The 15,801-nt window shown below is 41.0% G+C and carries 12 protein-coding genes and 1 pseudogene; 11 read left to right on the top strand and 2 right to left on the bottom strand.

Annotated features, from left to right (window positions below):
- Positions 1-35 precede the first annotated feature (35 nt).
- The 6 genes from secA (at position 36) to recG (ending at position 8,228) form a co-directional block, all read left to right on the top strand.
- Positions 36-2,549: a preprotein translocase subunit SecA gene (secA, locus tag B7703_RS06605; RefSeq protein WP_077804806.1), complete on the top strand. Its 2,514-nt coding sequence runs from the start codon at positions 36-38 to the stop codon at positions 2,547-2,549.
- An 80-nt stretch (positions 2,550-2,629) separates the two neighbouring features.
- Positions 2,630-3,661, top strand: a complete 1,032-nt coding sequence (locus tag B7703_RS06600) for a 3-deoxy-7-phosphoheptulonate synthase (RefSeq protein ID WP_084924121.1) — start codon at positions 2,630-2,632, stop codon at positions 3,659-3,661.
- 1 nt (position 3,662) lies between these two features.
- Entirely contained in the window at positions 3,663-4,694 is a 1,032-nt protein-coding gene (locus B7703_RS06595) for a 3-deoxy-7-phosphoheptulonate synthase (RefSeq protein ID WP_084924119.1), read from the top strand.
- 44 nt (positions 4,695-4,738) lie between these two features.
- Positions 4,739-5,101 carry a holo-ACP synthase gene (gene acpS, locus B7703_RS06590; protein WP_084924118.1) on the top strand — a complete coding sequence of 121 codons (363 nt, stop codon included), beginning with the start codon at positions 4,739-4,741 and terminating at the stop codon, positions 5,099-5,101.
- Entirely contained in the window at positions 5,091-6,194 is a 1,104-nt protein-coding gene (gene alr, locus B7703_RS06585) for an alanine racemase (RefSeq protein WP_084924116.1), read from the top strand. The genes acpS and alr overlap by 11 nt, the downstream gene beginning before the upstream one ends.
- A gap of 18 nt (positions 6,195-6,212) precedes the next feature.
- Positions 6,213-8,228, top strand: coding sequence for an ATP-dependent DNA helicase RecG (gene recG / locus B7703_RS06580; protein ID WP_084924115.1), 2,016 nt, complete (start codon positions 6,213-6,215; stop codon positions 8,226-8,228).
- Between the two features lie 709 nt (positions 8,229-8,937).
- Here recG and B7703_RS06570 read toward each other — a convergent pair.
- Positions 8,938-9,840, bottom strand: a complete 903-nt coding sequence (locus B7703_RS06570; protein WP_084924113.1) for an Rpn family recombination-promoting nuclease/putative transposase — start codon at positions 9,838-9,840, stop codon at positions 8,938-8,940.
- A 141-nt stretch (positions 9,841-9,981) separates the two neighbouring features.
- Positions 9,982-10,532, bottom strand: a pseudogene (locus B7703_RS06565) (GNAT family N-acetyltransferase).
- Positions 10,533-10,815: 283 nt separating this feature from the next.
- Here B7703_RS06565 and B7703_RS06560 point away from each other — a divergent pair.
- The 5 genes from B7703_RS06560 (at position 10,816) to B7703_RS06540 (ending at position 15,797) form a co-directional block, all read left to right on the top strand.
- Positions 10,816-11,796: an acetylxylan esterase gene (locus tag B7703_RS06560; protein ID WP_084924111.1), complete on the top strand. Its 981-nt coding sequence runs from the start codon at positions 10,816-10,818 to the stop codon at positions 11,794-11,796.
- Positions 11,797-12,192: 396 nt separating this feature from the next.
- Positions 12,193-12,645, top strand: coding sequence for a YhcH/YjgK/YiaL family protein (locus B7703_RS06555; RefSeq protein ID WP_000587456.1), 453 nt, complete (start codon positions 12,193-12,195; stop codon positions 12,643-12,645).
- An 18-nt stretch (positions 12,646-12,663) separates the two neighbouring features.
- Positions 12,664-14,001: an ABC transporter substrate-binding protein gene (locus B7703_RS06550; RefSeq protein WP_084888750.1), complete on the top strand. Its 1,338-nt coding sequence runs from the start codon at positions 12,664-12,666 to the stop codon at positions 13,999-14,001.
- Between the two features lie 78 nt (positions 14,002-14,079).
- A complete protein-coding gene (locus B7703_RS06545; RefSeq protein WP_000237988.1) occupies positions 14,080-14,964 on the top strand; it encodes a carbohydrate ABC transporter permease in 885 nt (294 codons plus the stop codon).
- Entirely contained in the window at positions 14,964-15,797 is an 834-nt protein-coding gene (locus B7703_RS06540; RefSeq protein ID WP_000730332.1) for a carbohydrate ABC transporter permease, read from the top strand. The genes B7703_RS06545 and B7703_RS06540 overlap by 1 nt, the downstream gene beginning before the upstream one ends.
- Positions 15,798-15,801 lie beyond the last annotated feature (4 nt).

The following is a 15,801-nucleotide window of genomic DNA, read 5'->3' as shown; positions in this document are numbered from 1 at the left end:
TTCTAAAATATTCGGAATTTAAAGTAAGGAAAAACATGGCTAATATTTTAAAAACAATTATCGAAAATGATAAAGGAGAAATCCGTCGTCTGGAAAAGATGGCTGACAAGGTTTTCAAATACGAAGACCAAATGGCTGCTTTGACTGACGACCAACTAAAAGCAAAAACAGTTGAATTTAAAGAACGTTATCAAAATGGAGAATCACTGGATTCATTGCTTTATGAAGCATTTGCGGTTGTCCGTGAAGGTGCCAAACGTGTTCTAGGTCTCTTCCCTTATAAGGTTCAGGTCATGGGAGGAATCGTTCTTCACCATGGTGACGTGCCAGAAATGCGTACAGGGGAAGGGAAAACCTTGACTGCGACCATGCCCGTATACCTCAATGCTCTTTCAGGTAAAGGGGTGCACGTAGTTACGGTCAATGAATACCTATCAGAACGTGACGCGACTGAGATGGGTGAATTGTACTCATGGCTTGGTTTGTCAGTAGGGATTAACTTGGCTGCCAAATCTCCAATGGAGAAAAAAGAAGCCTATGAGTGTGATATTACTTACTCAACTAACTCGGAAATCGGATTTGACTACCTTCGTGATAACATGGTTGTTCGCGCTGAAAACATGGTACAACGTCCGCTTAACTATGCCTTGGTCGATGAGGTTGACTCTATCTTGATTGACGAAGCTCGTACACCTTTGATCGTATCAGGTGCTAACGCAGTTGAAACTAGTCAGCTCTACCACATGGCAGACCACTATGTAAAATCTTTGGACAAAGACGACTACATCATCGATGTGCAGTCTAAAACTATTGGTTTGTCTGATTCAGGGATTGACAAGGCTGAAAGCTACTTCAAGCTTGAAAACCTCTATGACATCGAAAACGTAGCTTTGACTCACTTTATCGATAACGCCCTTCGTGCCAACTACATCATGCTTCTCGATATTGACTATGTGGTGAGCGAAGAGCAAGAAATTCTGATTGTCGACCAATTTACAGGTCGTACCATGGAAGGTCGTCGTTATTCTGATGGATTGCACCAAGCCATTGAAGCTAAAGAAGGTGTGCCAATCCAGGATGAAACCAAGACATCTGCCTCAATCACTTACCAAAACCTTTTCCGTATGTACAAGAAATTGTCTGGTATGACGGGTACAGGTAAGACTGAGGAAGAAGAATTCCGTGAAATCTACAACATTCGTGTTATTCCAATCCCAACAAACCGTCCTGTTCAACGTATTGACCACTCAGACCTTCTTTATGCAAGTATCGAGGCTAAGTTTAAGGCAGTTGTCGAAGATGTTAAGGCTCGTTACCAAAAAGGTCAACCAGTCTTGGTTGGTACAGTAGCGGTTGAAACCAGTGATTACATTTCTAAGAAATTGGTCGCAGCTGGCGTTCCTCACGAGGTCTTGAATGCCAAAAACCACTATAAAGAAGCCCAAATCATCATGAATGCTGGTCAACGTGGTGCTGTTACCATCGCAACCAACATGGCTGGTCGTGGTACCGACATCAAGCTTGGTGAAGGTGTTCGTGAACTTGGTGGACTTTGTGTGATTGGAACAGAACGTCATGAAAGCCGTCGTATCGATAACCAGCTTCGTGGACGTTCAGGTCGTCAAGGAGACCCAGGTGAGTCACAATTCTACCTATCTCTTGAAGATGATTTGATGAAACGTTTTGGTTCTGAACGCTTGAAGGGAATCTTTGAACGCTTGAATATGTCTGAAGAGGCGATTGAGTCTCGTATGTTGACACGTCAGGTTGAGGCAGCGCAAAAACGTGTTGAAGGAAATAACTACGATACTCGTAAACAAGTCCTTCAATACGATGACGTCATGCGTGAACAACGTGAGATTATCTACGCTCAACGTTACGACGTTATCACTGCAGATCGTGACTTGGCACCTGAAATTCACTCTATGATCAAACGCACGATTGGTCGTGTCGTTGATGGTCATGCGCGTGCAAAACAAGATGAAAAACTAGAAGCAATTTTGAACTTTGCTAAGTACAACTTGCTTCCTGAAGATTCTATTACAATCGAAGACTTGTCAGGTTTGTCTGATAAGGCCATCAAGGAAGAGCTCTTCCAACGTGCCTTGCAGGTTTATGATAGTCAGGTTTCAAAACTACGCGATGAAGAAGCAGTTAAAGAGTTCCAAAAAGTCTTGATTCTACGAGTGGTAGATAACAAGTGGACAGATCATATCGATGCCCTCGATCAATTGCGTAATGCGGTTGGGCTTCGTGGCTATGCTCAGAACAACCCTGTTGTTGAGTATCAGGCAGAAGGTTTCCGTATGTTTAATGATATGATTGGTTCGATTGAGTTTGATGTGACACGCTTGATGATGAAAGCACAAATTCATGAACAAGAAAGACCACAAGCAGAACACCATATCAGTACAACAGCGACTCGTAATATCGCTGCCCACCAAGCAAATATACCAGAAGATTTGGATTTGAGTCAGATTGGACGGAATGAACTTTGCCCATGTGGTTCTGGTAAGAAGTTTAAAAACTGTCACGGTAAAAGACAATAAAATGAGATAGTTTAGAGGCGGATACCTTGTGAAAAGTAAATTTTTACTTGGTATCCGTTTGCTTTATAAGGAGATGAGTTATGGTATTTACAGCAAAAAGTCCTAAAATTAATATTGAAGAAGTTCGTGCCTTATCAAAATTAGAAGGTCAAGCTTTAGAGAGAAAATCACAGCGCGATAAAGAGCTAGAAGCCATTATACGTGGAGAAGACCAGCGGATTCTCTTGGTAATCGGGCCATGCTCATCTGACAATGAAGAAGCTGTCCTTGAGTACGCCAAGCGTTTGGCAACTTTGCAAGAAGAAGTGGCAGACCGTATCTTTATGGTTATGCGTGTTTATACTGCCAAACCTCGTACCAACGGAGATGGTTACAAGGGCTTGATTCACCAGCCTAACGCGACAGAAGCACCAAGCCTCATCAACGGAATCAAAGCTGTTCGCCATCTTCATTATCGTGTTATCACAGAAACAGGTATGACAACAGCTGATGAAATGCTTTATCCTGAAAATCTTCCGCTTGTAGATGATTTGATTTCCTACATGGCGGTTGGTGCCCGTTCGGTTGAAGACCAGCAACACCGTTTTGTGGCCAGTGGGGCAGATTTCGCGACTGGGTTTAAAAATCCAACATCTGGAAATCTCAATGTTATGTTTAATGGGATTTATGCTGCTCAAAACAAACAAAGTTTCCTTTTCCTAGGAAAAGAAGTGGAAACAACTGGGAACCCGCTTTCGCACGCCATTCTTCGTGGAGCAATCAATGAATATGGTAAGAATATTCCTAACTACTACTATGATAATTTGATGGATACCATTGCCCAATATGAGAAAATGGGCTTGGAAAATCCTTTTATCATTGTGGATACCAATCATGACAACTCTGGTAAGCAATACATGGATCAGATTCGAATTGTCCGTCAGACCTTGATTAACCGTGATTGGAATGAAAAAATCAAGCAGTACGTTCGTGGCTTTATGATTGAGTCTTATCTAGAAGACGGCCGTCAAAACGAACCGGAAGTATTTGGCAAGTCTATCACAGACCCTTGCCTTGGCTGGGAGAATACGGAAGCCCTCGTCAGAGAAATCTACCAAACGCTAGGAGAATAAGATGGCATTTATTGAAAAAGGTCAAGAAATCGATATTGAAGCAATCAAGGCAGAAACCCAATTGTCTGCGGAAGCCTTGCGACTGAAGGAGCGTCGTGATAGAGAATTGGCAGACATCATTTCAGGAGAAGATGACCGTATCCTTTTGGTGATTGGTCCTTGCTCTTCTGATAATGAAGAGGCTGTCTTGGAATATGCCCGCCGTTTATCCGCCTTGCAGAAGAAGGTGGCGGACAAGATGTTCATGGTTATGCGTGTTTATACTGCTAAACCTCGCACCAACGGAGACGGCTATAAAGGTTTGGTTCACCAACCAGATACTTCTAAGGCTCCAAGTCTGATTAACGGCTTGCAGGCTGTGCGCCAGTTGCACTACCGCGTGATTACAGAGACTGGTTTGACAACGGCAGACGAGATGCTTTATCCGTCAAATCTGGTCTTGGTAGATGATTTGGTCAGCTACCATGCTGTTGGGGCTCGTTCTGTGGAAGACCAAGAGCACCGTTTTGTGGCTTCAGGAATTGATGCACCAGTCGGGATGAAAAATCCAACCTCAGGAAATCTTGGAGTCATGTTTAACGGTATCTATGCCGCTCAAAACAAACAAACCTTCCTCTTCCATGGTCAAGAAGTTGAGACTTCAGGAAATCCCTTGGCCCACGTCATCCTTCGTGGTGCCGTTAATGAATATGGGAAAAATGAGCCTAACTTTTACTATGAAACTCTGCTAAATGCTATTGAGCGCTATGAAGCCATGGGACTTGAAAATCCCTTTATCCTCATCGACACCAACCATGATAACTCAGGCAAGCAATATATGGAGCAAATTCGAGTGGTTCGTAAGACCTTGCAAAATCGTGATTGGAACGAGAAAATCAAAAAGACAGTTCGAGGCTTTATGATTGAATCCTACCTAGCAGATGGTCGTCAAAACCAACCAGAGGTCTTTGGTTGCTCTATTACCGATCCTTGCCTAGGTTGGGAAAACACAGAGGCTTTGGTAGAAGAAATCTATGCTACCTTGACAAAATAAGTGAAAAGGATGGAGTTGGGGAATCTCAACTCCTTTTGATAAAAATGATAGTTGGACACGGAATTGACATCGAGGAATTAGCTTCGATAGAAAGAGCAGTTACACGACATGAAGGATTTGCTAAGCGCGTGCTGACAGCTAAGGAAATGGAGCGCTTCACCAGTCTCAAAGGGCGCAGACAAATGGAATATTTGGCTGGTCGCTGGTCGGCTAAGGAGGCCTTTTCCAAGGCTATGGGAACAGGTATTGGCAAGCTCGGTTTTCAGGATTTGGAAGTCTTGAACAATGAACGCGGGGCGCCTTATTTTAGTCAGTCACCGTTTTCAGGAAAGATTTGGCTGTCTATCAGCCATACAGATCAGTTTGTGACAGCCAGTGTCATTTTGGAGGAAAATCATGAAAGCTAGTCCACATAGACCAACCAAGGCTCTGATTCATCTGGGAGCTATTCGACACAACATTCAGCAAATAGGAGCTCATATCCCTGAAGGAACGCTCAAATTTGCAGTGGTCAAGGCCAATGCCTATGGGCATGGTGCTGTTGCCGTTGCGACGGCGATTCAAGATGATGTTGATGGTTTTTGTGTTTCTAATATTGATGAAGCCATTGAACTCAGACAGGCTGGACTCAGCAAGAAAATCCTTATTTTAGGAGTTTCTGAAATCGAAGCTGTTGCTCTAGCTAAAGAATACGACATCATCTTGACAGTGGCTGGGCTGGAATGGATTCAAGCACTGTTAGATAAGGAAGCTGATTTAGCTGGTTTGACAGTCCACCTCAAGATTGACTCAGGGATGGGACGGATTGGATTTAGAGAGGCCAGTGAGGCTGATCAGGCTCAAGACTTGCTCCAACAACATGGTGCTCGTGTTGAAGGGATTTTCACCCACTTTGCTACTGCGGATGAAGAATCAGATACCTACTTTAATGCCCAGTTAGAACGGTTTAAAACTATTTTGGCCAGTATGAAAGGTCTTCCAGAGCTGGTTCATGCTAGCAATTCTGCAACGACTCTTTGGCATGCAGAGACTATTTTCAATGCGGTTCGTATGGGAGATGCCATGTATGGTCTTAACCCAAGTGGAGAGGTATTGGACTTGCCTTATGACTTGACTCCAGCCTTGACCTTGGAGTCTGCTCTGGTTCATGTCAAGACAGTTCCAGCTGGAGCTTGCATGGGCTATGGAGCGACCTATCAGGCAGATAGTGAGCAAGTCATCGCGACGGTACCAATTGGCTATGCAGATGGATGGACACGAGACATGCAGAATTTTTCTGTATTGGTAGATGGACAATCTTGCCCAATCGTTGGACGAGTATCTATGGACCAGATTACCATTCGTCTGCCTAAGGTTTATCCGCTGGGAACCAAAGTAACCTTGATTGGTTCTAACGGGGGCAAGGAAATCACAGCAACTCAGGTAGCGACCTACCGTGGAACCATTAACTACGAGGTGGTTTGTCTTCTCAGCGACCGCATTCCGAGAGAATATTATTAAAAAAGAAAGGAGTGGAGCATGAATCTACATCAACCCTTGCATGTCTTACCTGGTGTGGGACCAAAGTCAGCAGAAAAATACGCTAAACTAGGAATTGAAAACTTGCAAGACCTCTTGCTCTACTTTCCTTTCCGTTATGAAGACTTTAAAACCAAGCAGGTGCTGGAGCTAGAAGATGGTGAGAAGGCAGTCCTATCTGGTCAAGTCGTGACTCCTGCCAGTGTTCAGTATTATGGTTTCAAGCGCAATCGCCTGCGTTTTAGCCTCAAGCAAGGAGAAGTCGTTTTTGCGGTGAATTTCTTTAACCAGCCCTATCTAGCTGATAAGATAGAGTTGGGAGCAACCCTTGCTGTCTTTGGAAAATGGGACCGTGCCAAGGCTAGTTTGACTGGAATGAAGGTTTTGGCTCAGGTGGAAGATGACCTCCAACCTGTTTATCGCTTGGCTCAGGGAATCAGTCAGGCCAGTTTGGTTAAGATCATCAAAACGGCCTTTGATCAGGGACTGGACCTCTTGATAGAGGAAAATCTTCCCCAGTCTTTGCTGGACAAATACAAACTTATGTCCCGTTGTCAGGCCGTTCGTGCCATACATTTTCCTAAGGGTTTGGGAGAATACAAGCAGGCCCTTCGCCGTATCAAGTTTGAGGAACTCTTTTACTTTCAAATGCAGTTACAGACGCTCAAGTCTGAAAATAGAGTTCAGGGAAGTGGTCTGGTTCTGAACTGGTCTCAGGAAAAGGTGACAGCTGTCAAAGAAAATCTACCTTTTGCTCTGACTCCAGCTCAGGAAAAGAGTTTGCAGGAAATTTTAACCGATATGAAGTCGGACCACCACATGAATCGTCTCCTGCAAGGGGATGTGGGGAGCGGAAAAACAGTAGTTGCTGGCTTGGCTATGTTTGCAGCGGTGACGGCTGGCTACCAGGTTGCCCTCATGGTACCAACAGAAATCCTTGCAGAGCAACATTTTGAGAGTCTACAGAGTCTCTTCCCAGACCTAAAACTCGCTCTCTTGACAGGTTCCTTGAAAGCTGCAGAAAAGAGAGAAGTCTTGGAGACTATTGCCAAGGGTGAGGCTGATTTGATTATCGGAACCCACGCTCTGATTCAGGATGGGGTAGATTATGCTCGTCTGGGCTTGATTATCATCGATGAGCAGCACCGCTTTGGTGTAGGGCAAAGGCGTGTTCTGAGAGAAAAAGGCGACAACCCAGATGTCCTCATGATGACAGCGACTCCCATACCACGGACCTTGGCGATCACAGCTTTTGGCGATATGGATGTTTCCATTATCGACCAGATGCCAGCAGGACGGAAACCCATTGTGACACGCTGGATCAAGCATGAGCAACTACCTCAGGTCTTGACTTGGTTAGAGGGAGAAATCCAAAAAGGTTCTCAAGCCTATGTCATCTCTCCCTTGATTGAAGAATCGGAAGCTCTGGATTTGAAAAATGCCATTGCCTTATCAGAGGAATTAGCGGCTCATTTTGCAGGTAAGGCAGAAGTGGCTCTTCTACATGGTAAGATGAAGAGTGACGAAAAAGACCAGATCATGCAGGAGTTCAAAGAGCGAAAAACGGATATTCTGGTTTCAACGACGGTTATCGAGGTCGGGGTCAATGTTCCCAATGCGACTGTCATGATTATCATGGATGCCGACCGATTCGGTCTCAGCCAGCTTCACCAGCTCAGAGGTCGTGTCGGTCGGGGGGACAAGCAGTCCTATGCAGTTCTCGTTTCCAATCCCAAGACGGATTCTGGAAAAGATCGCATGCGCATCATGACAGAAACCACCAATGGATTTGTCCTTGCGGAGGAAGATTTGAAAATGCGTGGTTCTGGTGAGATTTTTGGAACCAGACAATCAGGACTACCAGAGTTTCAAGTGGCTGATATTATCGAAGATTTTCCAATTTTAGAAGAAGCCAGAAAAGTTGCTAGTTACATTAGTTCGATAGAAGCTTGGCAAGAGGATCCAGAATGGCGCATGATTGCCCTTCATATGGAAAAGAAAGAACATTTAGATTAATACTCTTCGAAAGTCTCTTCAAACCACGTCAACGTCGCCTTGGATTATATATGTAACTGACTTCGTCAGTCTTATCTACAACCTCAAAGCAGTGCTTTGAGCAACCTACGGCTAGTTTCCTAGTTTGCTCTTTGATTTTCATTGAGTATAAGCTTTCTGTAAGGAAATCTTAAGCTAGCTTTCAGGTTTGGCCCTTATACTAGAGTCATCAAAAAGAAACGAGGACTCTCACATGACAGTAACGATTAAAGTAAATTACCAAACCACTTTCCAGAAGAAAGAAGCAACAAAATAATATAAATATAAGGAAGAAAGAGCGAAATGCTCTTTTTTGTTTCTAAAAGCACAATTTATTGAATCTAAAATAGCACACTGTGGATTCTAAAAAATTTCTAGAAATTATAGTAGATTGAATCTGGAATAGTCCACCGAGTTTTCTAAAATATTGTTAGAAATTAGTTTGAATTCCGCAATCAATTTGTTCAGTTTTTATTTCATTTAACTATAATTTGACTTTCCTAATTTCTTTGTTTATATCTTATTTCAATACACTATATCTTACTATTTCAGAGCCCACATCTAGCATAACTAAAAAAACAGATTCTTCCATCTATTACGGAAAAATCTGTCATTGATTTAATGATTTACAAAAACTCCAACCACGGCTTGCGAACCTTATCTTTGCTGGTTTCTCTATATTTTTTAGTTCTTATTTATGATGCTCTTTTAATAGTTCTTCAAACTCAGCGACAGTCATGCCCAATTGCTCACTCGCAAATTCGGAAGTTAAAACATGTTGGCGTACTAAATCTAGAAAGGTAAAGATTTTCCCACTCTCGAGACCTTGTTCAACTCCCTCTGCTCTAGCAGTTTCCAAGGCATAGTCCTGCGCTAACAAGGCTTGTTCTTCGCGTCTACGTTGTTCACTAAACATCTTCCTGTCCTCCTCGGACCAGCTCTTGTAGTCTAGCAGTTGGTCTGCTTGACTGATAGCTCGCTCGGGTGCTTGGGTAAAGGGTTTATTGCCGAAAAACTCCAACCACGGCTTGCGAACCTCGTCTTTGCTGGTTTCTCTATATTTTTTTAATTCCAAGAATGCCATCTTGACCAGATGGTTTTCCTGACCGTTGTTTGTGATGGTTAAGACCTCACCTGTCGTATCCTCTCGCATGCTAAAGCTATGAAAGGCCAAATCATCTTGGAAGTAGTTGCTATCCACGATAGCGATAGCATATACTGGTGCGATGTGTTTGTAACTCTGGTGGGTATCACCTTCACGTTGACGAATTTTTTCAAGGTTTTGATTGACCTGACTGCACAGGTAAGCCCACAAACGATTAATGAAAAAATTCTGATGATGCACCTGAATTTCAATGATTACTTGCGTGCCATTGTCCAACTCCGCCAAAACATCTATACTGGTATAGAAATCCTGCGCCGAGTAAGGTATGGAAGGCAAGACGTGAATATTGCTTCCCTCCAAAATGGTCACATTTTTTGCTGGTAAATCCAGCATATCGCGAATAAATTGACAAGTAATTTCTGGATTGCTAAAGATTTTCTTAGCAACCAAGTCATTGGTCGGGCTGATGTCCGGATGTCTTAGAATCATCCTCTTCCTCCTTTTATTATACCACAGTTTTAAATCTAGGTTTCCTAGATTCTCTGGCTCTATCTATTTATTCGGAAAAAAGAGGATAAATGAAATAGTAAATAAAAAATAAGAACAGCGGGTAAGCAATAAATTTTAAGCTTATCTGTCTTCTCCGCTTATCTGATAATAAATAAGGACCGCAATATAGCCTTTTCTCTCTACCCCATTTGCAACAGTCTTTAGATAGAACATTCCAGCCTTCTCCATGACACGGCCTGAAGCTAGGTTGAGACTGGCATATCGAGCTTTGACTTTTTGAAATCCTGCTTGAGTAAAACAAAAGTCCAACACAGCTTTTAAGGCCTCTGCCATAAGACCACGCCCCCAATAGTTTTTCCTAAAACATAGCCAATTTCACAACTTAAATCTTCCTCGTGCATTTCAACGATGCTGATATCTCCTATCACTTGTTCTGGGTTTTCTTTGAGGCAAATGTCCCATTTGTAATAGTTAGGATTAGCATAGAAAGCAACCCAATTTCAAATCGAATTTCGAGTCAGCTCGACATCAGGATGCGGATCCCAGGTGACGTAGGTTAGATTCTCAGCAGACGAAGCCCAATTTTGAAACATAGCTTCTGCATCACTCTCCACAAATCTTCTCAAAATCAAACGTTCTGTCTGTAACATTTGCGTACCGATTGCTTTCATGATGTTACCTCGCTTTCTGATAAATGATTCTCTGTCCAATCGCCATTGAAACTATAGTATATCGAGATAAGCTGTAGACAAATCAACTGGGACATTCACATTAATTTCTAAAAATACTTTGGAAGTTAATTGGTACTATTCTAGATTCAATTGATTATACTTTCTGTCAGTAGTTTTGAAGAAAGGAAATCAAAAATCTCTTTCTATTTACTCATCTTTCTTGCATTGCTTTTCTAGATATGCTACAGTTGTGATAGCGATTACAAAATAAAAGGAGCATGTTATGAAAAATCTAGCTTTGTTAGAAGAAATCAAGACTTATAAGGGAAGGGATGAGGTTCCAGAGGACTTTGATGCTTTCTGGGATGAGGAAGTGAAAAAAGTTTCAACACTTCCAGCCTACCAGTTGGAGGAAAGAGATTTTCACATCCCTCAAGTCAAGTGCTATGAGTTGACATTTGAAGGAACCAATGAAGGTAAGGTCTATGCACGTGTCGTCCTTCCAAAAAGTGAGGATAAAGTTCCAATGATCTTCCATTTCCATGGTTATATGGGACGTGGTTGGGACTGGGCAGACATGCTAGCCTTCACCGTAGCCGGTTATGGTGTTGTTTCTATGGATGTGCGGGGGCAGTCGGGTTACTCACAAGATGGCTTGCGTTCTCCACTAGGAAATACGGTCAAGGGTCACATTATCCGTGGTGCCGTTGAAGGTCGAGACCAGCTCTTTTATAAGGATGTTTATCTGGACATTTACCAGTTGATCGAAATTGTTGCTAGTCTGCCTCAGGTAGATGAGAAGCGCCTTTCTAGCTATGGTGCCTCACAAGGAGGGGCTCTAGCCTTGGTTGCGGCAGCTCTCAATCCTCGAATTGAGAAAACTGTTGCCATCTATCCTTTCTTGTCAGACTTCAGACGGGTGCTTGAGATTGGGAATACTAGCGAGGCTTACGACGAACTTTTTCGTTATTTCAAGTTTCATGACCCCTTCCATGAAACTGAGGAGGAGATCATGGCGACCCTTGCTTATATCGATGTGAAAAATCTTGCCCATCGTATCAAGGGTGAGGTTAAGATGATTACGGGCTTGGACGATGATGTTTGCTATCCTATTACCCAGTTTGCGATTTACAATCGGCTGACCTGCGATAAGGCCTATCGTATCATGCCTGAGTATGCTCATGAAGCTATGAATGTTTTTGTCAATGACCAAGTCTACAACTGGCTCTGTGGCAGTGAGATTCCTTTTAAATATCTAAAATAAGGGGTTGACTCTAGGAACAAAATCTTAAAAATCACAAATACGCATAGTATCAGGTATTGAACAACCTTGATACTATGCGTTTTATTGTGGGAAGATTTACTTCATTTTCTCCTGAAGTTGAGTTTTTCCACTTTCTTCTTTTTCTGTTTCTTAATTTGTACACTCGAAACAAGTTTTGCAAGAAACCTACTTATTTTTGAAAGTACTTTTAATATGGTTGCTATAGTTAAAAAGATTTAAAACTAAATTCCAAATTAGAAAAAGAGTTGAAATGCTAAAAAAAAAAAGTATACTCTAATTGAAAACGCTAACAAAACTAATTTAGAGAATGAAATGTAGAGTATTTCTCTCTTAAAAAGTTATTGGTGAAACTAGATGTAGAAAGGAGGATACGGTATGATTATTACAAAAATTAGTCGTTTAGAAACTTATGTGAAAGTAAATCCACATTTTGCAACATTAATAGATTTTCTAGAAAAAACAGGACTAGAAAATTTGACAGAAGGTCCGATTGATATCGATGGTGATCGATTGTTTGGAAATTGCTTTACATATTTAGCAGATGGCCAAGCAGGAGCTTTCTTTGAAACTCACCAAAAATATTTGGATATTCATTTAGTTTTGGAAAACGAAGAAGCCATGGCTGTTACGTCGCCGGAAAATGTAAGCGTTACCCAAAAATATGATAAAGAAAAAGATATTGAATTATACACAGGGAAAGTGGAACAGTTGGTTCATTTGAGAGCTGGCGAATGCCTCATCACTTTTCCAGAAGATTTACACCAACCGAAGGTTCGTATAAATGATGAACCTGTGAAAAAAGTAGTCTTTAAAGTTGCGATTTCTTAATGTAGAAAGGGAAGAACAATGAAAAAAATGAGAAAGTTTTTATGTCTAGCTGGAGTTGCGCTAGCAGCCGTTGCCTTGGTAGCTTGCTCAGGAAAGAAAGAAAATACAGCTGACACTGAACCACCGACAGAATTATCTGGTGAGATTACGATGTGGCACTCCTTTACTCAAGGACCACGTTTAGAAAGTATTCAAAAATCAGCAGATGCTTTCATGCAAAAACATCCAAAAACGAAAATCAAGATTGAAACATTTTCTTGGAATGACTTCTATACTAAATGGACTACAGGTTTAGCAAATGGAAATGTGCCAGATATCAGTACAGCCCTTCCTAACCAAGTAATGGAAATGGTAAACTCAGATGCTTTGGTTCCGCTAAACGATTCTATCAAGCGTATTGGACAGGATAAATTTAACGAAACTGCCTTAAATGAAGCAAAAATCGGAAATGATTACTACTCTGTTCCTCTTTATTCACATGCACAAGTTATGTGGGTTAGAACAGATTTGTTAAAAGAACATAATATTGAGGTTCCTAAAACTTGGGATCAACTCTATGAAGCTTCTAAAAAATTGAAAGAAGCTGGAGTTTATGGCTTGTCTGTTCCGTTCGGAACAAATGACTTAATGGCAACACGTTTCTTGAACTTCTATGTTCGTAGTGGTGGTGGAAGTCTCTTGACAAAAGATCTTAAAGCAGATTTGACAAGCCAACTTGCTCAAGATGGTATTAAATACTGGGTTAAAATGTATAAAGAAATCTCACCTCAAGATTCTTTGAACTTTAATGTCCTTCAACAAGCTACCTTGTTCTACCAAGGAAAAACAGCATTTGACTTTAACTCTGGCTTCCATATTGGAGGGATTAATGCCAACAGTCCTCAATTGATTGATTCGATTGATGCTTATCCTATTCCAAAAATCAAAGAATCTGATAAGGACCAAGGAATTGAAACCTCAAACATTCCAATGGTTGTTTGGAAAAATTCAAAACACCCAGAAGTTGCTAAAGCATTCTTGGAATCACTTTATAATGAAGAAGACTACATTAAATTCCTTGATTCAACTCCAGTAGGTATGTTGCCAACTATTAAGGGAATTAGCGATTCTGCAGCCTATAAAGAAAATGAAACTCGTAAGAAATTTAAACATGCTGAAGAAGTGATTACTGAAGCTGTTAAAAAAGGTACTGCTATTGGTTATGAAAATGGACCAAGTGTACAAGCTGGTATGTTGACTAACCAACACATTATTGAACAAATGTTCCAAGATATCATTTCAAATGGAACAGATCCTATGAAAGCAGCAAAAGAAGCAGAAAAACAATTAAACGATTTATTTGAGGCTGCTCAGTAGATGTAAAAGACTAGAAAATAGGTGGGCTAGTGAGCTGAAAAGCCCTAGCCCAATCTTGTAAAAGAAGGGAGAAGGAGAATGGTTAAAGAACGTAATTTAACTCGCTGGATATTTGTTTTGCCAGCTATGATTATCGTAGGATTACTCTTTGTTTATCCGTTTTTCTCGAGTATTTTTTATAGCTTTACCAATAAGCATTTGATTATGCCTAATTATAAATTTGTTGGTTTAGCTAACTATAAAGCTGTGCTATCAGATCCCAACTTCTTTAATGCGTTCTTTAATTCAATTAAGTGGACCGTTTTCTCATTAGTTGGTCAAGTTTTAGTAGGGTTTGTATTGGCTTTAGCTCTTCACAGAGTACGCCACTTCAAGAAATTATATAGGACCTTATTGATTGTTCCTTGGGCATTTCCTACCATCGTTATTGCCTTTTCTTGGCAGTGGATTCTAAACGGGGTTTATGGTTACTTACCTAATCTAATCGTAAAATTAGGTTTAATGGAACATACGCCTGCATTTTTGACAGATAGTACATGGGCATTCCTATGTTTGGTGTTTATCAACATTTGGTTTGGAGCGCCGATGATTATGGTTAATGTACTTTCAGCTTTGCAAACAGTACCCGAAGAACAATTTGAGGCTGCTAAGATAGATGGTGCTTCAAGTTGGCAAGTGTTCAAATTTATCGTCTTTCCACATATTAAAGTGGTTGTAGGGCTTCTAGTTGTTTTGAGAACTGTATGGATCTTTAATAACTTTGACATTATCTACCTAATTACTGGTGGTGGACCAGCCAATGCTACAACGACACTTCCAATTTTTGCCTACAACCTAGGTTGGGGAACTAAATTGTTGGGTCGTGCTTCAGCAGTTACAGTATTGCTCTTTATCTTCTTGGTGGCAATTTGCTTTATCTACTTTGCTATCATCAGTAAGTGGGAAAAGGAGGGTAGAAAATAATGAAGAAGAAATCCGGTATTTATTTAGATATTCTCTCACATGTACTCTTGATTGGTGCGACCATCGTTGCAATTTTCCCATTGGTATGGATTATCATATCTTCTGTCAAAGGTAAAGGGGAATTAACTCAGTATCCAACACGATTTTGGCCTGAACAATTTACATTAGATTATTTCACTCATGTTATCAACGACTTGCACTTTATTGATAACATTCGAAACAGTTTAATCATTGCCTTAGCTACAACTGTTATTGCGATTATTATTTCTGCTATGGCAGCCTATGGTATTGTTCGATTCTTCCCTAAATTGGGAGCAATCATGTCAAGACTACTCGTCATTACCTACATTTTTCCACCAATTTTGTTAGCAATTCCATATTCAATTGCCATTGCTAAAGTTGGGTTAACAAATAGTTTATTTGGCTTGATGATGGTTTATCTATCTTTTAGTGTTCCATATGCAGTTTGGCTCTTAGTTGGATTTTTCCAAACAGTCCCGATTGGGATTGAAGAAGCAGCTCGAATTGATGGTGCAAATAAATTTGTTACGTTTTATAAAGTTGTGCTACCGATTGTAGCACCAGGTATTGTAGCAACAGCTATTTATACATTTATCAATGCTTGGAATGAATTCCTGTATGCTTTGATTTTGATTAACAATACAGGAAAGATGACAGTAGCAGTAGCTCTTCGTTCACTTAATGGTTCAGAAATACTAGACTGGGGAGATATGATGGCAGCATCTGTTATTGTAGTTCTTCCATCAATCATTTTCTTCTCTATCATCCAAAATAAAATTGCAAGTGGATTATCAGAAGGATCTGTAAAATAAGTTA

The organism is Streptococcus mitis, assembly GCF_002096735.1.
Taxonomy (GTDB): Bacteria; Bacillota; Bacilli; order Lactobacillales; family Streptococcaceae; genus Streptococcus; species Streptococcus mitis_CZ.
Note: the sequence above shows the minus strand (reverse complement) of the source record. Positions and strands in the feature narration are given on the sequence as shown.

What these genes read in the sequence shown, in the direction of transcription:
- B7703_RS06540 (WP_000730332.1), top strand. Translation starts at nt 14,964, where the DNA reads ATGAAGAAGAAATCCGGTATTTATTTAGATATTCTCTCACATGTACTC.
- acpS (WP_084924118.1), top strand. Translation starts at nt 4,739, where the DNA reads ATGATAGTTGGACACGGAATTGACATCGAGGAATTAGCTTCGATAGAA.
- B7703_RS06555 (WP_000587456.1), top strand. Translation starts at nt 12,193, where the DNA reads ATGATTATTACAAAAATTAGTCGTTTAGAAACTTATGTGAAAGTAAAT.
- secA (WP_077804806.1), top strand. Translation starts at nt 36, where the DNA reads ATGGCTAATATTTTAAAAACAATTATCGAAAATGATAAAGGAGAAATC.
- B7703_RS06600 (WP_084924121.1), top strand. Translation starts at nt 2,630, where the DNA reads ATGGTATTTACAGCAAAAAGTCCTAAAATTAATATTGAAGAAGTTCGT.
- recG (WP_084924115.1), top strand. Translation starts at nt 6,213, where the DNA reads ATGAATCTACATCAACCCTTGCATGTCTTACCTGGTGTGGGACCAAAG.
- B7703_RS06545 (WP_000237988.1), top strand. Translation starts at nt 14,080, where the DNA reads ATGGTTAAAGAACGTAATTTAACTCGCTGGATATTTGTTTTGCCAGCT.
- B7703_RS06595 (WP_084924119.1), top strand. Translation starts at nt 3,663, where the DNA reads ATGGCATTTATTGAAAAAGGTCAAGAAATCGATATTGAAGCAATCAAG.
- B7703_RS06560 (WP_084924111.1), top strand. Translation starts at nt 10,816, where the DNA reads ATGAAAAATCTAGCTTTGTTAGAAGAAATCAAGACTTATAAGGGAAGG.
- B7703_RS06570 (WP_084924113.1), bottom strand. Translation starts at nt 9,840, where the DNA reads ATGATTCTAAGACATCCGGACATCAGCCCGACCAATGACTTGGTTGCT.
- B7703_RS06550 (WP_084888750.1), top strand. Translation starts at nt 12,664, where the DNA reads ATGAAAAAAATGAGAAAGTTTTTATGTCTAGCTGGAGTTGCGCTAGCA.
- alr (WP_084924116.1), top strand. Translation starts at nt 5,091, where the DNA reads ATGAAAGCTAGTCCACATAGACCAACCAAGGCTCTGATTCATCTGGGA.